18 protein-coding genes and 2 pseudogenes are annotated in these 21,209 nt (G+C 41.2%); 1 reads left to right on the top strand and 19 read right to left on the bottom strand.

The features are described from left to right. From HT736_RS10060 to HT736_RS10015, 11 genes and pseudogenes are all read right to left on the bottom strand, one after another. Window positions 1-307: pseudogene (locus HT736_RS10060) on the bottom strand (GNAT family N-acetyltransferase); the annotation flags it as partial. Continuing rightward, complete coding sequence (locus tag HT736_RS10055; RefSeq protein ID WP_023937205.1) at window positions 304-765, bottom strand: GNAT family N-acetyltransferase; 462 nt, start codon at window positions 763-765, stop codon at window positions 304-306. The gene HT736_RS10055 and the pseudogene HT736_RS10060, both read right to left, overlap by 4 nt. Window positions 766-774: 9 nt before the next feature. Next, window positions 775-2,109, bottom strand: coding sequence for a UDP-N-acetylmuramate--L-alanine ligase (murC, locus tag HT736_RS10050; protein ID WP_001127123.1), 1,335 nt, complete (start codon window positions 2,107-2,109; stop codon window positions 775-777). A 10-nt stretch (window positions 2,110-2,119) separates the two neighbouring features. After that, window positions 2,120-2,737, bottom strand: coding sequence for a hypothetical protein (locus HT736_RS10045; protein WP_000808233.1), 618 nt, complete (start codon window positions 2,735-2,737; stop codon window positions 2,120-2,122). Between the two features lie 47 nt (window positions 2,738-2,784). Next, window positions 2,785-5,883 (bottom strand): DEAD/DEAH box helicase, encoded by a 3,099-nt coding sequence (locus HT736_RS10040; RefSeq protein WP_001096284.1) that lies wholly within the window; start codon window positions 5,881-5,883, stop codon window positions 2,785-2,787. Between the two features lie 92 nt (window positions 5,884-5,975). Beyond that, window positions 5,976-7,142, bottom strand: a complete 1,167-nt coding sequence (locus HT736_RS10035) for a MalY/PatB family protein (RefSeq protein ID WP_172922207.1) — start codon at window positions 7,140-7,142, stop codon at window positions 5,976-5,978. A gap of 7 nt (window positions 7,143-7,149) precedes the next feature. Beyond that, complete coding sequence (locus HT736_RS10030) at window positions 7,150-8,244, bottom strand: cystathionine gamma-synthase (protein ID WP_023933152.1); 1,095 nt, start codon at window positions 8,242-8,244, stop codon at window positions 7,150-7,152. A gap of 157 nt (window positions 8,245-8,401) precedes the next feature. Next, window positions 8,402-9,124 carry an ATP-binding cassette domain-containing protein gene (locus HT736_RS11855; protein WP_025170631.1) on the bottom strand — a complete coding sequence of 241 codons (723 nt, stop codon included), beginning with the start codon at window positions 9,122-9,124 and terminating at the stop codon, window positions 8,402-8,404. 186 nt (window positions 9,125-9,310) lie between these two features. Then, a pseudogene (locus HT736_RS11850) lies at window positions 9,311-10,045 on the bottom strand (ABC transporter ATP-binding protein); the annotation flags it as partial. Window positions 10,046-10,255: 210 nt separating this feature from the next. Further along, entirely contained in the window at window positions 10,256-12,214 is a 1,959-nt protein-coding gene (locus HT736_RS10020) for a peptide ABC transporter substrate-binding protein (RefSeq protein WP_000748867.1), read from the bottom strand. Window positions 12,215-12,419: 205 nt separating this feature from the next. Next, window positions 12,420-14,042 carry a polysaccharide biosynthesis protein gene (locus HT736_RS10015; RefSeq protein ID WP_054393066.1) on the bottom strand — a complete coding sequence of 541 codons (1,623 nt, stop codon included), beginning with the start codon at window positions 14,040-14,042 and terminating at the stop codon, window positions 12,420-12,422. Window positions 14,043-14,147: 105 nt separating this feature from the next. On the opposite strand from HT736_RS10015, the gene HT736_RS10010 reads away from it, so the two are divergent. After that, a complete protein-coding gene (locus HT736_RS10010; protein WP_054393065.1) occupies window positions 14,148-15,593 on the top strand; it encodes a UDP-N-acetylmuramoyl-L-alanyl-D-glutamate--L-lysine ligase in 1,446 nt (481 codons plus the stop codon). A gap of 45 nt (window positions 15,594-15,638) precedes the next feature. On the opposite strand, the gene HT736_RS10005 is transcribed toward HT736_RS10010, so the two are convergent. From HT736_RS10005 to HT736_RS09970, 8 genes are all read right to left on the bottom strand, one after another. Beyond that, window positions 15,639-15,836, bottom strand: a complete 198-nt coding sequence (locus tag HT736_RS10005; RefSeq protein ID WP_000051199.1) for a CsbD family protein — start codon at window positions 15,834-15,836, stop codon at window positions 15,639-15,641. Window positions 15,837-15,935: 99 nt separating this feature from the next. Then, entirely contained in the window at window positions 15,936-16,586 is a 651-nt protein-coding gene (locus HT736_RS10000) for a DUF1803 domain-containing protein (protein ID WP_023937198.1), read from the bottom strand. Further along, window positions 16,570-17,082: a YiiX/YebB-like N1pC/P60 family cysteine hydrolase gene (locus tag HT736_RS09995; protein ID WP_023937197.1), complete on the bottom strand. Its 513-nt coding sequence runs from the start codon at window positions 17,080-17,082 to the stop codon at window positions 16,570-16,572. Before HT736_RS09995 ends, HT736_RS10000 begins: the two co-directional genes overlap by 17 nt. 86 nt (window positions 17,083-17,168) lie before the next feature. Further along, window positions 17,169-18,104, bottom strand: coding sequence for a manganese-dependent inorganic pyrophosphatase (locus HT736_RS09990; RefSeq protein WP_023937195.1), 936 nt, complete (start codon window positions 18,102-18,104; stop codon window positions 17,169-17,171). A gap of 85 nt (window positions 18,105-18,189) precedes the next feature. Continuing rightward, window positions 18,190-18,474, bottom strand: coding sequence for a GIY-YIG nuclease family protein (locus tag HT736_RS09985; protein ID WP_023937193.1), 285 nt, complete (start codon window positions 18,472-18,474; stop codon window positions 18,190-18,192). Next, on the bottom strand, window positions 18,464-19,213 hold the full coding sequence (locus HT736_RS09980) for a tRNA1(Val) (adenine(37)-N6)-methyltransferase (RefSeq protein ID WP_172931004.1): 750 nt from the start codon (window positions 19,211-19,213) through the stop codon (window positions 18,464-18,466). Before HT736_RS09980 ends, HT736_RS09985 begins: the two co-directional genes overlap by 11 nt. A gap of 53 nt (window positions 19,214-19,266) precedes the next feature. Then, window positions 19,267-19,626 (bottom strand): S1 RNA-binding domain-containing protein, encoded by a 360-nt coding sequence (locus tag HT736_RS09975; protein ID WP_000689593.1) that lies wholly within the window; start codon window positions 19,624-19,626, stop codon window positions 19,267-19,269. Window position 19,627: 1 nt separating this feature from the next. After that, complete coding sequence (locus HT736_RS09970) at window positions 19,628-21,028, bottom strand: bifunctional Cof-type HAD-IIB family hydrolase/peptidylprolyl isomerase (protein WP_054388390.1); 1,401 nt, start codon at window positions 21,026-21,028, stop codon at window positions 19,628-19,630. Window positions 21,029-21,209: the final 181 nt, after the last annotated feature.

The raw sequence follows: 21,209 nt of genomic DNA, 5'->3' as shown, positions 1-21,209 counted from the left end.
GTCCGAGGCCCTGTGCTTCTTTGGCAATAGAAAGACAGGTCACAGAGATATAACCACCAGGCTCATGACTATAGTCTTTTATTTCTTCTGTAAAGGACTGGTCTTGCAGATGGCGGTGGGGGCCAACTGGTCCTTCGATATAACCCATAATCCTGCCCTCTTTTTCTGCAACCAGAAAAGAGGTCTGAATTTCTCGCAAATGTGCCTCAAAGACAGATCGAGGAATGGCTTCTTCAACCGAGAAATTCTCTAGTTCAATCTCGACGATACGATCCAAATCTTCTAATTTTGCTTGTCTGATCTTCATTGTGCCTCCAGATAAAAGGGATTAAACCAAATCATACTAAAACCCTGGCTAGTTTCATAAAGGGAAGTTTCTTCATCAATAAAACCGTTCATTTCAAAATAGGAAAGCAGCTCATCAGGACTCTCCAAACAAATCCCTTTGTAATCCAGCTCAACTGCCACCTCTTTCAAAGCCGCAAGAAGAAGTGTTCCCAATCCTTGTCTCTGATGGTCAGACTCAATGACTAAAGAATCTACTTTTAGACATTGCGGATTGTCTGACTGGGGACTTGATAGAATATAGCCTAAAAGTTGGTTTTCATCCCTAGCTAGAAGAAAGGTATCCGCACACTTACGGATACTTTCTTCTAAGATATGGGAAGGTTGCTGCTTTTCAGCCGGAAAAGACGAAGTTTGAAGTGCCTCTATCTCAGCCAAATCAGACTGACTTGCCTGAATGATCTTAATTGGAATTTCCATGAGAATAACCTATTGAACATTGCTTGTCAAGTTAGACAAGAGTCGCTCAAATGAGTATTCATAGGTTTGGATATCTCCTGCTCCCATAAAGACGTAAACAGCATTGTCATGGTCTAGGAGAGGAGAAACATTTTCAACAGTAATGACTTGGTGTTTCTTGTTGATTTTATTAGCTAGGTCTTCTACCTTGACATCTCCATGGTCTACCTCACGAGCTGACCCATAAATTTGCGCTAGGTAAACAGCATCTGCTTGGTTTAAAGCGTGGGCAAAGTCATCTAACAAGGCAATGGTTCTTGTAAAGGTATGCGGTTGGAAGACTGCTACAATTTCCTTGCTTGGGTATTTTTGACGAGCCGCATCCAAGGTCGCAATAATTTCTGTTGGATGGTGAGCAAAGTCATCGATAATCACTGTATCATTGACAATTTTCTCAGTGAAACGACGCTTAACACCAGCAAATGTTTTCAAGTGCTCACGCACCAAGTTCAAATCAAATCCTGCTGTGTAAAGAAGACCAATAACGGTTGTCGCATTCATGATATTGTGACGACCAAAGGTTGGGATGTGGAATTGCCCCAAGTCTTGTCCACGGAAATGAACGGTGAAGGTTGAACCAGTCGTAGAACGAAGAAGCTCACTAGCTACAAAGTCATTACCTTCTGCTTCAAAACCATAATAATAAATTGGTGCATCAGACGTAATTTTACGCAATTCTGCATCTTCACCATAGACAAAAAGACCCTTGGTAATTTGTTTAGCATAGTCGTTAAAAGCATTGAAAACATCCTCTAGACTTGTGAAATAGTCTGGATGGTCAAAGTCAATGTTGGTGATAATAGAGTATTCTGGGTGGTAAGGCATAAAGTGACGCTCATATTCGTCAGATTCAAAGACAAAATATTTGGCATTGGCCGAACCACGACCTGTCCCATCTCCAATCAAGAAGCTGGTGTCTGTGATGTGAGACAAGACGTGAGACAACATACCTGTCGTTGAAGTTTTTCCATGCGCTCCTGCTACTCCCATGCTAACAAAGTCACGCATAAAGCTACCTAGGAACTCATGGTAACGTTTGTAGCTGATACCATTTTGGTCTGCATAGGCAATTTCGACGTTGTTATCTGGACGAAAGGCATTTCCAGCGATAATTTCCATATCACCGTCTAGATTCTTTTCATCAAAAGGAAGAATAGTAATTCCTGCCTGCTCAAGACCACGTTGAGTAAAGTAGTACTTCTCAACATCTGATCCCTGTACCTTATGCCCCATTTGGTGCAACATCAAGGCCAAGGCACTCATCCCTGATCCCTTAATTCCGATAAAATGATATGTCTTTGGCATGTTTTCTCCCCTATTCTGTCATTCTGGTCAGATTCAACTCTTGGGCAACCCGACGTTCTTGTTCTGTTTGTTTACTTTTTTTATTGTAGATTTGGCTCTTCTTTAGAAAATCATAGTTGTTTTTCTTTGGAGCAGGTGCTGACACTTCTTCATTCTTGGTAGGGATAGAATGAACTTCTTCCGCCAAGATATAATGAGACTGGGTCAATTTTTGGCTATATTTGACAAATTCACCAGGATTTTCCTTTTGGAAAGGCGCTGTCGGTTGACTGCCCTGTCTAACAAGGCCTGATTTAGAATGACGTCTCGCACGGCTGAAATCCTGAGTTAGATAGTTAGCAGAGCGTTTCTTTTTCAAGTCTGCACGCGCTTCTTCACGCGCCACCTCCGCATAGCTCTTTCCTTCTTTTTTTACCCCTAAAGGAGCTTTTTTAGGTTTCTCGACTTGCTTTTCAATCGGTTTTACTGGCGCCTCTTCAGTAATAGGAGACCATTCTAAATAATTTTTATCTCGATACTCACCCTTGATATTACTGATCAGATCAGACTCATCGTACAAGTTCATGACTGGCATCTCAGTCAGCATGACCTCGTCATCTGACACCAATGGAAATCGTTCTTGTTTCATTTTCTATTTCCTTTCAACACTTCATTATAGCGTATTGTCTTGATTTTTCAAGTGCTGGCTTCAGAAATTCCCAAAATTTCTCTAATTTCTGCTAGGCTGAGACTGCCACGTGACTCTGTTCCATCCAATACTTGTGACACCAGATGTTTCTTTTGTTCTTGGAGTTCCTGAATTTTTTCTTCAATGGTTCCCCTGGTCACCAAGCGATAGACCTCAACCGTTTCTTCCTGACCCATCCGATGGGCACGGCCAATAGCTTGCGCTTCCACCGCAGGATTCCACCAAAGGTCAACCAAAATCACTGTATCAGCACCTGTCAGGTTCAGACCGACACCACCAGCCTTGAGGGAAATCAGAAAGGCATCTCTTTCCCCTTGGTTAAAGGCCTTGGTCATGTCTTGTCTTTCCTTGGCTGGAGTTGAACCTGTAATTTTAAAGGAAGTCATGCCCAAGTCTGGCAGTTCTTGTTCTATTTTCTCCAACATTCCCTTGAACTGAGAGAAAATCAAGACACGGTGTCCACCGTCTACCACCTGTACCAGCAGGTCTCGGAGACTATCCAGTTTGCCACTAGCTCCCTGATAATCCTCCATAAAGAGGGCAGGGGTGTCACAGATTTGGCGCAAGCGCATCAGACCAGACAAGATTTCCACACGACTTCGCTGAAATTCCTGATCTGATACTTGAGCCAATCTATCTCTCATCTGTTGCAACTGGGCTAGGTAGATAGCCTTTTGCTGGTCTTCCAGTTCATTCTTATAAACTACTTCTATTAAGTCTGGCAATTCGGTCAGAACTTCTTCTTTCTTGCGCCTCATCACGAAAGGCTTGATAAACTGAGCCACGCGTTCAGCTGGCAATTTCATAAATTCTTTCTTGCTTGGCAAAAGTCCTGGCATGACGATTTGGAAAATAGACCACAGCTCACCTAGATGGTTTTCAATCGGTGTCCCTGACAGAGCAAAAACTGACGGCACCACAAACTGTCTCAAGGTCTGGGCAATCTTGGTCTGGGCGTTCTTCATGACCTGAGCCTCATCTAAGAAAAGGAAGTCAAAGGCCATCCCCTGATAAAGCTCACTGTCCTGACGGAAGGTAGCATAGCTCGTCACATAGATTTGATGGCTTTCAGCAAGAATCTCCTCACGACTAGCTTTCAAACCATGAACAACAGCCACATCCAACTGTGGGGCAAATTTCTGAAACTCATCTGCCCAGTTGTAAATCAAACCTGACGGTGCTAAAATCAAGACTCGACTTTCTTTTGTCACTTGACTGGTCAAAAAAGCAATGGTCTGCAGGGTTTTACCAAGTCCCATATCGTCAGCCAAAATCCCACCAAAACCATAGTGATGGAGCATCTGTAGCCAGCTGATTCCCTTTTCCTGATAATCTCGTAAGTCAGCCTGAACCTGAGTTGCTTGTCTAGGGAAGTCCTCTGGATGCGTCAAATCGTGAGCCAGATTCTGGAATTCTTGTGAAAAAGAAACACGGTCACGTCCTTCAAAGAGATGAGCTAAACTATAAGCCAAGGATTTCCGAGCCTGCAAGGAGCCATCTTTTAATTCAAATTGCCCCAGCTCCTGTAGATTTTGACGAATTTTCTTGGTTTCTTCATCGAAAAAGTAGACTTTATTAGACGAATCAATATAAAAATCTCGATTATCAACCAAGGCCTGCATAGCTTGGTCAATTTCCTCTTGGGCTATATCTTGAAAATCAAATTGAATTTCCAAGAGACCTCCCTTGGAAGTAATCTGCACTTGAGGGCTTGCTAGACTATAAAACTCTTCTAACTTGTCTGATAAATCAACATTTCCAAGTTTTTCAAAGACTGGAATGATTTCATGGAAGAAATGATAGACAGACTCTGCTTTTAAGGCCTGACGCCAAGATTGAAAATCTGCTTCAAAGCCCGCAGCCAAACAGACTTGGAAAATTCTTTCTTCTAAGTCCGTGTCACTTGAAAATGGTAATTCTTCTAGCTCTTGTCGGCTAGATACCTGTCTATTTCCATAATCAAACTGAATTTCTAAACGAATCCGATTATCTTCTTCCCTGTCAAAGTAAAAAGAGGGCGCAAAAGTTTTGATTTGTAGACGTTCTGGAGCTGAAACGGTACCCATCTGGATAAAAAGAGTCAGACAGGAGGCCAATTTGTCTCGATCACTGCTATCAAATTGCAGGTATTTCTTTCCTTGTTGACCCACAGGTAACACTTTAATTTCCTTGAGAAGACGCATCTGCTGGTCTGTTAAAAAATAAACCTGACCTTTATGGAAAAGTACTGCTCCCTGATAAAAGACATTGACCCTAGGACTCTCACTGATTTCCATTTCAAAATAGTCCGAGTATTCTGTTACTGTAAAGGCAAATAGATTGGCATCAGCATGCATATCCTGAAAAAGCAGGGTTTGGTAGCTATCCACTTGATGGTCAAATTGAAAATGGGGCAAGGCCATCAGTAAATTCACACCCTGCTCAAAAAAGGTCAGAGGGAAAAAGAGGTGCCGACCTTGGTTTTGGAAAAAGAGGTCTGGAACCAGCCCTTCCTCCGTTAGTCCGTGCAAGAAAGTCAAAAGTTCTTGGCTGGCCTCATCAAAAGCTTCCCAAGAAAGAGACTCCTCATAAATCTTGCCAATCATATACGACTTTCTCTGCTCGACAATCCTTAAAAAAAGTGGAATATCCCGAATGACATAGTATTTTTGGCTATTGATTTGGCCGATTCTCAGAGTCCACAAGATATGATTGGTTCCTGCTTCCACCTGACCCACAGCTGATAACTCATAGGCGCATTCTGATTTTGGAGATAAAATTCGATCCAAAAACTTGCCACCCAAGGTCACCTTGGTTTCAACGGCCTCTTTTTCTTCATGACCTTCTTCCAGACTCCACAAGATTTCCTGACCACGCTCATCATTTTTCAGAAAATGCTCTAGCGCTGCCAAATGCACACAGTAGCCCCTCTTTTGAAAAAAATCACAGGCACAAAAAACCAAATCATCCTCTAAACTATAGCGCAGTTCTTCTTCTGCAACGCGAGCATAGAGCCGATTGTTCTTTTCCTTGATGATATCAACCTTACCAGTTTCATAAAGGGCAACACCTTCGATACGAACTTTCCCCGGAATCAATTTAGCCATATTTTCACCTTTACCTTATCTGTTTATTATACCATATTTTCGCCTATGAAAATAGCCTTCTAGGAAGACTTTTCTCCTAGAAGGCTGGATTTTTAACATTTGGCAAAAGTAGCCACAATCCGCTGACAGACTTCTTGCAACAGAGATTTGGGCATAGCTATATTGATGCGGGCATGGAGACTTCCTTCCTCTCCAAAATCCAAACCACGGTTGAGGATAACCTTGGCTTCATTTCTCAACAACTCTTGCAATGTTTCATCAGTCAGGTCATAGGCTGAAAAGTCAAGCCAAATCAAGTAGGTACCTTGCGGTTTCATGACCTTGATTTTAGTCTCTTTTCCAAATAGATCCACCACATAATTGATATGGTCTTCAAAGACTTGCTTAAGTTCCTCTAACCAATCTTTACCGTATCGATAGGCAGCTTCTGTCGCCAAATAGCCCAAGCCTGAAATTTCATGCTGATTATTAGCCAACTGGCGTTTCTGGTAAGCCACTCTCAACTTAGGATTTTCAATGACGGCATAGGAATTTTTTGTCCCAGCAATGTTAAAGGTTTTAGTGGCACTGCTCAAGACGATAGCAAAATTTTTGAAGGCAGGATTGATGGTATTGAAAGACTGGTGTTTGTGACCAAAGAGGGTCAAATCTTGGTGAATCTCATCTGAAACTAACAAAACACCGTGTTTTTGGCAGAGTTGGCCAATCTTCTCCAACACTTCTTTTTCCCAAACACGTCCACCAGGATTGTGAGGGTTGCAAAGAATATAGAGTTTAACCTCCTCTTCCACCAAATCCTTTTCAAGTTGGTCAAAGTCAATCTCAAACAGACCATCCTTTTCCACTAAGGAATTAGTAATCAATCTACGATTGTTCAACTTGACACTGCGAGCAAAGGGTGGGTAGACAGGCGTGTTAATTAAAACCGCCTCGCCTTCTTTTGTAAAGGTTTGAATAGCTGTTGAGATGGCTGGTACCACACCCTCGATAAAAACAAGAGCCTCTTTGTCAAAGTTGTAACCGTATTGTGTAGCTTCCCACTTTTGAACTTCCTTAATTAAGTCTTCACTGGCATAGGCATAACCATAAACCAGTTGGTCTGCGTAAGTTTGCACGGCTTGGCGGATTTCAGGCAAGACCACAAAGTCCATATCCGCTATCCAAGCTGGTAGAACTTCACTATCCGTTTCTGTTTCTTTCCATTTATAGGTATGGTGCCCTAAACGGTTGGGCAGGCTTGTAAAATCATATTTTCCCATCTTTGTCTTATCCTTCTAAAGCTTGGCGCAAATCTGCAATCAAATCTCTAGCATCCTCAATCCCAATTGACAAGCGCAAGAGGTCATCTGTCAAACCATAAGAATGGCGCACTTCTGCTGGAATATCAGCGTGAGTTTGCGTCGTTGGATAAGTAATGAGACTTTCTACCCCACCCAAACTTTCCGCAAACGAGAAGACCTTGAGACTGTTCAAAATATGAGGAATGCGCGTTTCATCGACTACTTTAAAGGAAATCATCCCCCCACGACCAGTATAGAGAACCTCCTTGACTGCTGGAGAATCCTTCAAAAAGGCAACCACTTCTTGGGCGTTAGCTGTTGAACGCTCCATACGAAGAGACAAGGTCTTGAGACCACGAAGCAACTGGTAGCTGTCAAATGGGGACAAGACTGCCCCTGTTGTATTGAGATTGTAAAAAAGCTTCTCGTATAGTTCTAAACTATTGGTCACAACCACTCCAGCTAAGACATCATTGTGGCCTGCTAGATACTTGGTTGCTGAATGGAGAACCATATCTGCTCCATCTTCAATCGGACGTTGGTAGATAGGGCTATAGAAGGTATTGTCCACCACCACTTTGGCACCCTTAGCATGAGCCAATTTTGCTAGTTTTTCGATATCAAATTCCAACATTAAGGGATTGGTTGGGGTTTCGATATAGAGAACATCCACATCCTTTTCTAACTCGGCAATCAACTCTTCTTCTGTATTGGCATAGGTAAAATGGAAACGACCTTCCTGCTCCACTTGGTTAAACCAGCGAAAAGAACCACCGTAAAGATCACGCACTGCCAAGACCTTACTTCCTACTGGAAAGACGCTAAAGGCCAGTACAATAGCTGACATCCCTGAGCTAGTCGCTAGGGCATAGTCTGCTGACTCAATAGCCGCCAAGACTTCCTCAGCCTTACTACGAGTTGGATTTTTAGTGCGCGTATAGTCAAACCCAGTAGATCGACCAAACTCTGGATGCTGATAGGTCGTTGAAAAATGGAGCGGTGTCACCAATGCACCTGTCGCTTCATCTGACTTAATGCCCGCCTGGGCCAAAATTGTGTTAATGTGTAATTCCTTGCTCATACAATACCTCCAAATCTATAGTAACTATTGTACCACTTATTTTCATCAACTCATTTTCTTCTTTTCAAGAGCTAGCTATAGTTTCAAACTATATAAAAAGGGAGTTTTTCCTGCTCCCTTTAATAGACTATAAAATGGTGAATCTCAAAAGACACCTTCACTCTATCATTTGCTCCTGCACAAAACGAGCATAACGCTCATGATTTTCCAGTAGTTCCTTATGAGTTCCTGAGCCAGTGATTTTCCCCTCCTCTAAGAAGAAAATACAATCCACATCTTTTACCGTTGACAAACGATGCGCTATAATCACAACTGTCTTCTCCTTTAGTACAGAATAGAGGCTACTGATAATCGCATACTCAGAATCCGCATCAAGATTAGCAGTGGCTTCATCAAATATAAGAATTTCAGCATCTTTTAAGTAGGCTCTAGCTATTTGAAGTCTTTGGCTTTGTCCCCCTGACAAGAGTCGTCCGCGTTCACCAACCTCAGTATCTAGTCCCTCTTTCATGGAGCGAATCTCATCACCTAGTGATACTAAGTCTAGCACTTTCATCAATTCATCATCAGTTACTAAGCGATTCAAACCGAGACAAAGATTGTCACGAATACTGCCAGATAAGACTGCATTATTTTGTGAAACCCAAGCGATTTTACTTCTCCATTCTTTTAAGTTAAAATCATATATACTTGATTGCTCCATTAGAATATCTCCTGAAAGCGGTTTATAAAACCGCTCTAACAAACGCACAATCGTTGATTTTCCTGATCCAGATGGTCCAACAAAAGCAATTTTTTGCCCCTTGAAAATGGAGAAAGTAATATCCTTTAAGACAGGTCGATTTTCATCATAACCAAAATAGACATGGTTAAAATTCAACCCTTGTCCTAATACCGATTTTCCTCCCTCAAATTTTTCTTTAGGAACTGCAAGCAAGTTCTCCAGTGCAACTGAAGATCCCTTACTCCTAGAATAAACAGTTACAAAATTAGCTATATTACTAATAGGATTAAGTAATTGAAAGAGGTAAATCAAAAACGAAACCAAGGTTCCCACAGATATATATCCTGCGCTGACCCGATAACCCCCATAGGTTAGCATCACAGCTATAGTCGCAAAGATAAATAAGAGAGCAAACGGGGTCTCAAAAGAAGTAATCCTATCTGATTTCAGTGAATTGTTTTGTACCCTTTCAATACAATTATCCAAAACATCCTGTACACTTTTCTCTGCTTGGTTAGTCTTAATTAATTCATGTTCTTGAATCTTTTCAGTCAATTGCCCTGTTAAAAATCCGATTTCCTCTTGTAAACGACGACTATACTTTTCACTGATATTGGAAAGGGGCAAGATAATAAACATCATACAAGGAAGAGTGATGAATAAAAGTAGAGAAAGATTCCAATCAAGACTAAATAAGACTATGATGGAACCAAGTACCATAACTAAACTCAAAATAATATTTGGGAAAGTCGTAATTAAAAACTCACGAATGACACTCGTGTCATTGACAATGGCAGAAGTCAACTCCCCACTTTGGCTCTTATCAAAGAAGGATTTCTCTGCATAAATCAACCCCTCTATCACTTTTTTCCTGATTTTTGCTATCTTTTTTTCACCCGATTGACTAAACAGATAGTAACCAATAGAAGAAAACAAGGCTTGACCAATAAAAATCAAAAACGATTGAAATACTTTGGAACCTATATTTTCAATAGAACTCCCATCTATTAAACCCTTTAAGATAAGGGGAAGCAACAAAGCAAGTAGACTAGACAGAACAAGTAAGAAACTCCCCATAATCACCTTAGTATCTACTCTTAATAATTTTAATTTCATAAATACTCCTTATAATATTTCAACGGATAAAGTCGGGAATAACTCAATTTGAGGATAAAATCTAATAAATCTTCCTATAACAAAACGCATAACATCTAGGATTTTATATACCTGATATTATGCGTTTTTAAGCACAAAGACTTCTTACACAAACTTATCTACAATTAGATTTTATTTGACATGTTTTGCCAATTCTTCTTGGGCTTTTTTATTGGATTCTTCTTTTTCTTTCAACCATTTTTCTCTGGCTTTTGCATATTCGTCTGTTGTGACAATCTTATCTTGTACTTTGAGGTATTTATATGATTCAACCCCTTTATTACCAGCCAATGAATAAGGTGCTGAGAAAGGAACTGTTTTTCTCAAGCTAGGCGTTCCACCTAATGAAACATTTGGAATCGCTAGAGAACTATCTATCAACCATGCTTGAATATCAGCATATTTCTCATAACGTTTGGCTGGGTCTTGCTCCTTATTAGCCTCTTCCAACATTTGAGTATAAGTGTCAAGTCCAACTGCCTTAGCCTTGTCGTTGGCTTCACCAGGCTCGAGTCCAAGATTTTGTAGAACCCCACCATTCTTGACACTAAAGATATCAAGATAGGTTGATGGATCTAAGTAGTCAGGACCCCAACCACCATTGTAAAGGTCATAATCTTTTTGAGCTGCTGTTTGAGCAAAGTAACTTGAGTTATGATAGTCCTCTGTTGATAACTGTTGGATATCAATAACGACGTTCTCCGTACCTAAAGCTGCTTCAATAGATTGCTTCATAGAGCTTACTTCTTGAATCCCCTTCTTAGAAGCTTGGTCAACTGTCGCATCCAAATGAATAGGGAATTGAACTCCCTTAGCTTCTAGCTCTTTCTTGGCCTCAGCAAATTTAGCCTTGGCTTTCTCAGGATTGTAATAAGGGTCTTGACCATCCGCAAAGTTGATACCTTGCCATTCCTTACCATAATTGACCATCTTAGAGGCTACTACTTCACCAAAGTCTTTTCCCTTGATACTTACAAAGGTTGGAGGAACAACCAAGTTACGCAAAATCTTAGTCGCTCCGTCTTCTCCCTGAGTTTGAGCCCCATAGGCTGTACGATCATAGGCAAAGTTAATAGCTTGACGGAAGTTTTTATTAAGAACTGCTTCCTGAGCTGATTTCTTTTCAATGTCGGTCGTCTTAGAAGTAAATTTATAAGCTTGTCTATCTAGGTTAAAATTCCAGTAATAAGACGTAGCAGTCTGCATACTGTAGATGATATCATCTTTGTATTTTTCTTTAATCCCTTCAAAACTTGAACTATTTGGATAGAGACGAGCGTAGCTATAGGCTCCGTCTGTAAAATTACGAACAAGAGCATCTTGGTCACTACCATCATAGTAGGTCAATTTAACATCATCTACAAAGACATTTTTAGCATCCCAGTAGTTAGGATTTTTCTTGTATTCGATGACAGATTTTGAAACAAAAGCTTTCATCAAGAAAGGTCCACTGTACAAAATATTAGCAGGGTCTACCTTGCCAAAATCATCCCCTTTTGATTTTAGGAAATCCGCATTGACTGGGAAAAGAATGGTTGATGTCGTTTTTGAGTTCCAGTAAGGTTCTGGTCGAGCCAAGGTGTATTGAACCGTTTGGTCATCAAGAGCCTTGACACCGACAGTTGAAAAGTCGCTTGTTTTACCAGTGATATAGTCATCCAAACCTGCAACAGAGTCCTGCACTAGATACAAGGCTTCTGATTTTTTATCAGCCGCATATTGCAAACCTGTCACAAAATCTTGGGCAGTTACAGGAGCATATTCTTCTCCCTCAGAAGTAAACCACTTGGCATCCTTACGAAGTTTGTAGGTATAGGTCAAACCGTCCTTAGAAACACTCCAATCCTCTGCCAAGGATGGCACATAGTTCCCATATTGGTCATTTTCCATGAGACCATCTACCAGGTTGGTCACAATATCATTTGTTGTTGCGCGGTTTTCTGCTAGATAGTTCAAACTAGATGGATCACTTGAATAAACATAGTTATAGGTTTTTGATCCTGTGCTAGAATTTCCACACGCGCTCAATAAAATTCCTGTACCCAGGACAAGACCTGCCAAGGTTAGATATTTGCTCTTAGACTTTTTCATTTCCAGAACCTCCTGCTTTAAAGATTTGTTTTATTATACAACGTTTAGTTTGTTTAGTCAATGATTTTGTCCAAAAAAATCGAAAAAGGCCTCATCTTCTACTCTTAAAAGATAATTTTAGCTGTTTTGACGCTAAAAAAAGGAATAAGTTTCAAGTTCTCCTAAAAGATTGTTCAACTTATTCCTTTTATTTATAAATGCTATCTTAAGAAAACTTAAATTTTGCTCGCAACTGGGCAGCTTTGGCCTGTCCAATAACCTTATCTAAGAGACGAGTATAGAGACTCATGAATCCGTAGAGTCCACCCCCCATGGCACCGACAAGAGCTACATAAAAGAAGCTCCACAAACGTCCACTTGGTTGGAAGAAAAATCCTAACAGCCACTGGATGGTTCCTATTAACAGAAACATGACTAGGGTCAGCAAACTGATTAAAATGGTTCGCTTCACAATCACCTTGCGCTTAACACCCGTTACTTTACAAATATCCCGATACATCAAGACGTTAGGAATGATAAGAGCGATGGTTGTTGAAATCAAGGGACCATAACTGTGGAAAAGGGCGATGGTAGGCAGTTGCAAGATCAGCTTGGCAATAGAACCATAGATAAAATAGAGAACGGCCTTGCGGTTGCGGAACATGGCCTGAAGCATGGGGGACAAGACCATGTACAAGCCTAAAATAATAGACTGCAAAACTGCAAAGACAAATAAGCCCATAGCCAAACTGTCTGGCTTGCCATAGAAGACTGTATAAAGAGGTTCTCCTACCATAACCACTCCAACCGTTGCTGGTAGCAAGAACATAAAGAGTAGGGTGAGACTGTCCTGAACGAGACGAGAAGCTGCCTTCAAGTCCCCCTTGACATAGTTTTCTGTCAAAAGCGGCAAGCCTACACTCCCAATCGAAACCCCAACAGAAATCAAAATCATCGTGATTTTATTAGGATTGGCTGAGAAATAAGAAAACATGATAACCAAGTCCTCATTGCTGTAGTTGGTAAACCAGCTCATACTATTGATAAAGGTCAGCTGGTCCAAAATCTGGAAGAGCTGGATGGCAGACCCTGTCAAGATAAAAGGAATGGCTTCCTTAATGGTATCGATCAAAAGATGCTTGCTGTTAATCTTATCCCCTGTTTCAAGGACTCTTTTGAGTAAGCCTTCTTGGGCAAGGAAATAAATCAAAACTGCAAAACTAGCTACCATGCCGACAAAGGCAGCAAAGGTGGATTGGGTAACCGCTACTAGGTAATCTCCTGAACCAAGTTTCATAATGATAAAGGTTGCTAGGAGCATCCAGATAACACGAATGACCTGCTCAGCAATTTGGCTCATGGCATAAGGTTTGAGATTATTCATCCCTTGGAAAAATCCTCGGATAACACTCATAGACGGGAAAATCAAGACTCCCCAAGCCAAGCTTTGCATGATTGGGATCAAGTCTTTGCCCACGCCAGACAAGTCTGCTAGCCAAGGAGCAAAGAGATACAAAACTAAAGCAAAAACGAGGCCAAGTCCTGTCATAAATCCTAAAAAGCTCCGAATCAGGGCAAAGCTATGCTCTTCTTCTCGCATGGTATTGTACTTGGCAACTTGCTTGGCCACCGCAACTGGAATCCCTGCTGTTGAAACCAGCAAGAACCAGGCATAGATATTGTAGCCCATGGTAAAGAGACCATTTGCCGTAGCTGCATAAGATCCCATCCAGATGTACCATGGAATAATATAAATAGCCCCGAGTAGACGACTGATAAAGTTACTAGCCGTTAGCCAAGCAGTCCCCCGTAACATCTGGGCCTGCTGGTGATTGTTTTCGTGCGACATAGATTCCTCATTCAATTTTGATAACTAGGAAACACTCCTTATCTTCCATTATAAACTTTTCCTTGTTACTTGTAAATTCGCGACTTTCGGTTTACAATAGAAAGTATGATTAAGATTGAAACCGTATTAGATATATTAAAGAAAGATGGTCTCTTCCGCGAGATTATCGACCAAGGACATTATCACTACAACTACAGCAAAGTTGTTTTTGATAGCATTAGTTACGACAGCCGAAAAGTAAAAGAAGACACTCTTTTTTTTGCAAAAGGTGCTGCCTTTAAAAAAGAATACCTTCTTTCTGCTATAACACAAGGCTTAGCTTGGTATGTAGCTGAAAAAGACTACGAAGTCGGTATCCCTGTCATCATTGTGAACGATATAAAGAAAGCCATGAGTTTGATTGCCATGGAGTTTTATGGCAATCCACAGAAAAAACTCAAACTCCTCGCCTTTACTGGAACCAAGGGTAAGACAACAGCAGCCTATTTCGCCTATAACATCTTATCTCAAGGGCATCGACCTGCTATGCTCTCAACCATGAATACAACTCTAGATGGTAAGACTTTCTTTAAGTCTGCATTGACAACCCCTGAGAGCATCTACCTCTTTGATATGATGCATCAAGCTGTGCAAAATGACCGTACCCACCTCATCATGGAAGTCTCCAGTCAAGCCTATCTGGTCAAACGTGTCTATGGTCTAACCTTTGATGTGGGAGTTTTCCTCAATATCAGCCCAGACCATATCGGCCCGATTGAACACCCTAGCTTTGAAGACTACTTCTACCACAAACGTCTCTTGATGGAAAATAGCCGAGCAGTCATCATTAATAGTGACATGGATCACTTTTCTGTCTTGAAAGAACAAGTGGCAGATCAAGACCATGATTTCTATGGTAGCCAGTCGAGCCACCAAATCGAGAATTCCAAAGCCTTTAGTTTTTCAGCTACGGGTAAACTCGCTGGTGTTTATGACATCCAGTTAATTGGCCACTTCAACCAAGAAAATGCCGTTGCTGCTGGACTTGCTTGTCTCCGTCTCGGAGCAAGTCTTGAGGACATCAAAAAAGGTATCGCTGCAACCCGCGTTCCTGGTCGTATGGAAGTCCTCACCCAGAAAAATGGAGCCAAGGTCTTCATCGACTACGCCCACAACGGTGACAGTCTGAAAAAACTCATCAATGTGGTTGAAAGTCATCAAACTGGAAAGATTGCTCTGGTATTAGGTTCGACAGGAAATAAAGGAGAAAGTCGTCGTAAGGACTTTGGCCTCCTCCTCAATCAACACCCTGAGATTCAAGTCTTTCTGACTGCTGATGACCCTAACTATGAAGACCCAATGACCATTGCAGATGAAATTAGTAGCTACATCAATCATCCTGTTGAAAAAATTGCGGATCGCCAAGAAGCCATCAAGGCAGCAATGGCCATCACTGAACAAGAACTCGATGCTGTCATTATTGCTGGTAAGGGAGCAGATTGCTACCAAATCGTCCAAGGAAAAAAAGAAGCCTATCCTGGAGATGCAGTCGTAGCAGAAAATTATTTATAAGGATTGTAAAAAAAATCAAGGGAAAATGAAACCCTTGATTTTTTCCTATTCTTTAGTAAAAACGTTTTTCAAACCTTCAACGGCACCTTCTACAGCACCTTTAGCATCTTCAACTACTTCTTTTGCCTTAGCAACTGTTTTTTCAACAGCTCCTTCAAGTTCTGTCTTGCTGTCTCCAGTAACTTTACCAAAACCTTCTTTGACAGCGCCTGTTGCTTGTTCCAATTTGTTTTCAAGTGACATATGATTGTCTCCTTTAGTTTTATTCCGATATGTGTTATCGGTTACATTAGTATAAACTTATCGATAGATAAAGTCAAACAATGTGCTCAGAAAAAGCAATCACACTAAATAGAAAGTTAATCTCTCCTTGTCAAAATCGACAGCCAACTCATACTTTCCATCTTCATTTTGGACTATATAACCCAGGACAACTAAACTGTCCACAAAGATATCACGGCGTTTCTGCATCAGTTGATCTTTTTTGAGAAATTTTAGCAAAAAAGTTGTCATGTATTTGAGGGCATACTCAGGATTAACATCTCCTAAAATGTCATAAAGTTCCTGCTGTTTTTCTGTCAAAGGATACTGATGTTTGACCTTGTAGAAATAATTGGACAGGGTCATTTTTGATCTTGCAAAGTCCGTCTTTTCAACTAAAATAGCTGCATTGGTTTGATTGCATAATTCCGTCTCAAAACGCTGCTCCAACAAGGCTTGATAGACCGGACTAGCTTCTCTGACAAAAATCTCTTGATCCAGTTCAAGACTATCAAGTGATTCAAGCATAGGAAGATTGAGGTAATAACGCTTATTTTCCCGTAGAATCAAGCCTGCCTTTATATACTCTTCCATGAGTTTGTCAACTGCTACATCTGGAAACTTGGCCTTAATTTCCCGTAAAATCACATCATCATGCTGGTCCAGATAGCGGATCAATTCTCCAAAAAATGGCTGTCTCGTCAAACGAGATGGATTAAAAATCTGAATCATGAAGATTCCTTTCTTTACATTCTAACAGAGGCGATGCTGCCAACTGACTAGGATTGGTACCAGCTTGGTTCAGAGGAACAGGCAGACCTAGTTCTCTGTAATACTCTCTCCAAAAGTCACTAATCTCCTGCTCCCCATCCCTAAATTTCATGGGAATAGTTTCAAAAATGGGGAGAATTTCTGCCATGTACTGGGAACAGTAAAAACCAGCTCCATCTGGATAGAAAGAAGCATTGTAGGGAGCCCCTAGATGTTTGCAAGCTTTTTCCTTCACCGACTGGATATCCATTTCTGGGTAAACATAGAGGTCGTACAAGTGATTGGGCTCAAAGAAGTCTGCAGGTTCTTGACAGACAACACCAGCCTGTCCACTAGCGTGGTAAATCATCCCATCCAAATAAATGACAACATGGTTATAGTTGCCTGTGGAAGTCTGGATGGCCTGTCCCATATCTGACTCATCTCTCACAAAAATCAAATCGCCATTTGCTAACATGCTTCACTCCTAGAAAAAAAGGAGCCGAAACTCCTTTCGATATAAGGCAAACTAGACTTTCCGATTTTGAACTGACACCTAAAATCTTACGCATTAAAGCTTTCAGTCAATTGAGGTACAACTTGTTTCTTACGTGAAACGGCACCAGCAAGGAAGGCATGATTGTTTTCAAGTTTGAAGTTGAAGGCTGCTTCAACCTTATCCATGTTAGCACCAAGTGCTAGGATTTCTGAGTTTGAGTTGACGATATCTGTAATCATCAAGACAAAGTCAGAGTAACCGTTTGCTTCGTTAGCAGCTTGCATTGCAGCTTCAATTTCTGCTTGGCGTTCCAATACTTCAGCGATGTCCACTGTGTTTACTTGGGCAACACGGACATTATTTCCGTTCAATTCAAAAGTCTTAGCATCGATGTCAATCAATTCGTCAGCAGATTTGCTAGCCAAGTTTGTACCAGCTTTCAGCATAGCCAAGCCATACTCTTCCAAGTTTACACCAGCCAATTCAGCCAATTCAGGAGCAATAATCTTATCTGTTGGATGTGTTGTTGGTGATTTCAAAAGAAGGGTATCTGAAATCAAACCTGAAAGCATCAAACCAGCAATCTCTTTAGGCACAGCTACACCATGTTCTTTGAACATACGATAAACGATTGAAGACGCTGAACCAACTGGCTCCAAACGCATGTAGAGTGGGCTTGCAGTTTCAAAATTAGCCACACGGTGGTGGTCCACCACACCATAAACTTCTACTTCAGCGATATCTGATACAGATTGTTGGAATTCATTGTGGTCAGTCAAGATAACTTGCTCTGCTCCTTCTGCTTTGGCAGAAGTAATAACACGCGGTGCTTCTACACCAAAATAGTTCAAGACAAAGGCTGTTTCTTCATTTGGAGTTCCAAGAGCAACAGCTTCCGTATCCAAACCGTAAGCTTCTTTTGCAAGGTAGGCAAAGGCTACAGACGACCCGATGGCATCTGAGTCTGGATTTTGGTGACCAAATACTAGAATCTTATACATGATAATACCTCATTTTGTTTATTCTCTTTATTGTAGCATTTTTTTCGCTTTTTGACAAAAGTAAGAGGAGTCAAAGAACTCCCCGCTACTCTTCAAAATAACTGAGTAAATTTCTATCTTGATTTTCAGATAAAAATTGCTCCTTCTGTGGCCTCTTCTTACGCTTGAGAAGGGCTTCAGCTGACATGGCTTCTTCCTTACTGGCAAAACCTTGAGCATAGATGAGTTTGACTGGCAAGCGTGCTCGTGTGTATTTGGCTCCCTTCCCACTATTATGGACAGCGAGGCGTCTCTTCACATCAGTCGTATAGCCTGTATAGTAGGATCCGTCACGGCACTCCAGCACATACATATAAGCCTTATAATCCATAATAAATCTCTTCGAGTTCCGGCGTATAAGAGCCATCATCATTGTGGACAATGAGAGGTGGCAAGACCTTAAAGCCACTTGTCGAGCCATCCTTGATAGCCTCAATCAAAAGCATATTGGCTTCCTTTGCCCTCTTTGGATAAACAAACTGCAGGCGCTTAGGGGCTAGATTATGTCGTTGCAACATATCCAGAATGTCCAAGAGTCGGTCAGGACGATGAACCATAGCCAACCGTCCATTAGACTTGAGAATACTTTGGGCACTGCGACAGATTTCCTGCAAGTTGGTCGTGATTTCGTGGCGCGCCAAGAGATAATGTTCACTCTCGTTCAGGTTTGAATGAGGATCCACCTTAAAATAGGGCGGATTACACAAAATCATATCCACCTTACTTCCCTGGATATAAGCAGGCATATTTTTCAAATCATCACAGATGACCTCCATCTGCTCTTCCAAACCATTCAAACGGACAGAGCGTTCAGCCATATCCGCCAAACGCTCCTGAATCTCAACAGCCAAAATCTGTGCCTGAGTACGAGTGCTAGCAAATAGCCCTACTGCTCCATTTCCAGCGCAAAAATCCACTATCAAGCCCTTTTTAGGAAAACGCGGAAAACGTGACAAGAGAACACTATCCACCGAATAGCTAAAAACCTCTCTATTTTGAATGATTTTGATATCTGTCGAAAAGAGCTGGTTAATGCGCTCCCCTGATTTTAATAATTGTTCTTCTTCCATGTTTCTATTATAGCATATTTATATTAACATTACAAAAAATATAAATCTCTAAACTACTTCTTCTTTTTTAAATAGTGCAAGGCTTCTCTAGTCCAAATTGGCATCATTCGTTTAAGAGGCGCAAAGCCGTAGTTAAAACGGTCGCTTGAAAAGCGTCTCCGTCTAGGAAACTGGTGCTTTTCTTCCTCCAAAGTGCGGATAGAAAGACTTGCTTTCCCTGTAAATTCATCTAAATCCACTACCTGAACCTGAACCTCTTCATCGACTTTCAAGGCTTCATGAATATTTTCAATAAATCCTGTCCGAATCTCTGAAATGTGAATCAGCCCCGTATCACCCGTCTCTAGCTCAACAAAGGCACCGTAGGGCTGAATCCCTGTAATACGCCCCTTTAGCTTATCACCGATTTTCATCTTAGTCCTCGATTTCAATTGTTTCAATCACGACATCTTCAACTGGCTTGTCCATCGCCCCCGTCTCAACAGCAGCAATGGCATCCAAGACAGCGTAAGATGCTTCATCAGCTAACTGTCCAAAAACCGTGTGACGGCGGTCTAGGTGAGGTGTCCCACCTTGGTTAGCATAGATTTCTGCGATCGGTTCTGGCCAACCACCACGAGCAATTTCTTTCTTAGAATAAGGCAAATGTTGATTTTGCACGATAAAGAACTGGCTACCGTTGGTATTTGGACCTGCATTGGCCATAGAAAGGGCACCACGGATATTGTAAAGTTCTTCTGAGAATTCATCCTCAAATGATTCGCCGTAGATGGACTCGCCACCCATACCAGTTCCAGTTGGGTCTCCACCTTGGATCATAAAGTCCTTGATAATACGGTGAAAAATGACACCATCATAGTAGCCATCTTTTGAAAGAGATACAAAGTTAGCCACTGTTTTAGGAGCATGCTCTGGGAAGAGCTTGATACGCAAGTCCCCGTGATTGGTCTTAATAGTCGCGATAGGACCTTCTACTGTTTCAATGTCTACTTGTGGGAAATGCAATTCTTTTTCTACCATACCAAATCCTTCTAAGGCATCAAAAATGCCATCTTCTTCTAGTGTTTTTGTTATATAATCTGCTTTTTCTTTGATGTTATCATGAGAAATTCCCATTGCAACGCTGATTCCAACATAATCAAAGAGTTCCAAGTCATTCAGCCCATCTCCAAAAACCATAACGTTGTCTGGTTTCAAGCCAAGGTGTTCCACAACCTTTTCCACACCCGTCGCTTTGGAGCCTGAAATCGGAACAATATCAGACGAATGTTGGTGCCAACGAACCATGCGAAGTTTATCTGAGAGACTGTCAGGTAAGTGTAAGTCATCTCCCTTATCTTCAAAAGTCCACATCTGATAGATGTCTTCTTTCTCATGGAAATCTGGATCCACATCTAAATCAGGATAAATTGGATTGATAGCCTCACTAATCATATCGGTGCGAGTCGACAACTTGGCAGCATGACTCCCAACCAAACCATACTCAATTCCCTCTTGCTTAGCCCAAGAGATATACTCCTCAACATCAGACTTCTCAATCTGATGTTGATAAATGACCTGACCTTTTTTATCTTCAATATAGGCACCATTTAAGGTTACAAAAAAGTCAGGCTTGAGTTCACGAATTTCTGGCACGACACCAAAAATCCCTCGTCCAGAAGCAATACCTGTCAAAATTCCTTTCTCACGTAATTGCTTAAAAACAGCTGGGATTGAAGCCGGAATAAAACCTGTCTTGGAATTCCGCAATGTATCATCAATATCAAAAAAGACAATCTTGATCTTCTTTGCCTTATATCTTAATTTGGCATCCATCTCACTACCTCTTTCAATCTAACTCTTTCCATTATACCATAAAGTAGCTAAATCCCCTATTTTCAAAGAAATTCGCTATCTCTTATTCGAACTTCTTGGATAAGTACAGAACTAAATCATCATTATTTTGAATAGTAGCATTCATTTCCAAGGGTTGATTTCGCCCGACTTTATCACTTAA

This window comes from Streptococcus sp. 339 (genome assembly GCF_013277285.1).
Taxonomy (GTDB): Bacteria; Bacillota; Bacilli; order Lactobacillales; family Streptococcaceae; genus Streptococcus; species Streptococcus pseudopneumoniae.
This window is presented reverse-complemented; position numbering and strand designations above follow the sequence as displayed.

What these genes read in the sequence shown, in the direction of transcription:
- HT736_RS10055 (WP_023937205.1), bottom strand. Translation starts at nt 765, where the DNA reads ATGGAAATTCCAATTAAGATCATTCAGGCAAGTCAGTCTGATTTGGCT.
- murC (WP_001127123.1), bottom strand. Translation starts at nt 2,109, where the DNA reads ATGCCAAAGACATATCATTTTATCGGAATTAAGGGATCAGGGATGAGT.
- HT736_RS10045 (WP_000808233.1), bottom strand. Translation starts at nt 2,737, where the DNA reads ATGAAACAAGAACGATTTCCATTGGTGTCAGATGACGAGGTCATGCTG.
- HT736_RS10040 (WP_001096284.1), bottom strand. Translation starts at nt 5,883, where the DNA reads ATGGCTAAATTGATTCCGGGGAAAGTTCGTATCGAAGGTGTTGCCCTT.
- HT736_RS10035 (WP_172922207.1), bottom strand. Translation starts at nt 7,142, where the DNA reads ATGGGAAAATATGATTTTACAAGCCTGCCCAACCGTTTAGGGCACCAT.
- HT736_RS10030 (WP_023933152.1), bottom strand. Translation starts at nt 8,244, where the DNA reads ATGAGCAAGGAATTACACATTAACACAATTTTGGCCCAGGCGGGCATT.
- HT736_RS10020 (WP_000748867.1), bottom strand. Translation starts at nt 12,214, where the DNA reads ATGAAAAAGTCTAAGAGCAAATATCTAACCTTGGCAGGTCTTGTCCTG.
- HT736_RS10015 (WP_054393066.1), bottom strand. Translation starts at nt 14,042, where the DNA reads ATGTCGCACGAAAACAATCACCAGCAGGCCCAGATGTTACGGGGGACT.
- HT736_RS10010 (WP_054393065.1), top strand. Translation starts at nt 14,148, where the DNA reads ATGATTAAGATTGAAACCGTATTAGATATATTAAAGAAAGATGGTCTC.
- HT736_RS10005 (WP_000051199.1), bottom strand. Translation starts at nt 15,836, where the DNA reads ATGTCACTTGAAAACAAATTGGAACAAGCAACAGGCGCTGTCAAAGAA.
- HT736_RS10000 (WP_023937198.1), bottom strand. Translation starts at nt 16,586, where the DNA reads ATGATTCAGATTTTTAATCCATCTCGTTTGACGAGACAGCCATTTTTT.
- HT736_RS09995 (WP_023937197.1), bottom strand. Translation starts at nt 17,082, where the DNA reads ATGTTAGCAAATGGCGATTTGATTTTTGTGAGAGATGAGTCAGATATG.
- HT736_RS09990 (WP_023937195.1), bottom strand. Translation starts at nt 18,104, where the DNA reads ATGTATAAGATTCTAGTATTTGGTCACCAAAATCCAGACTCAGATGCC.
- HT736_RS09985 (WP_023937193.1), bottom strand. Translation starts at nt 18,474, where the DNA reads ATGGATTATAAGGCTTATATGTATGTGCTGGAGTGCCGTGACGGATCC.
- HT736_RS09980 (WP_172931004.1), bottom strand. Translation starts at nt 19,213, where the DNA reads ATGGAAGAAGAACAATTATTAAAATCAGGGGAGCGCATTAACCAGCTC.
- HT736_RS09975 (WP_000689593.1), bottom strand. Translation starts at nt 19,626, where the DNA reads ATGAAAATCGGTGATAAGCTAAAGGGGCGTATTACAGGGATTCAGCCC.
- HT736_RS09970 (WP_054388390.1), bottom strand. Translation starts at nt 21,028, where the DNA reads ATGGATGCCAAATTAAGATATAAGGCAAAGAAGATCAAGATTGTCTTT.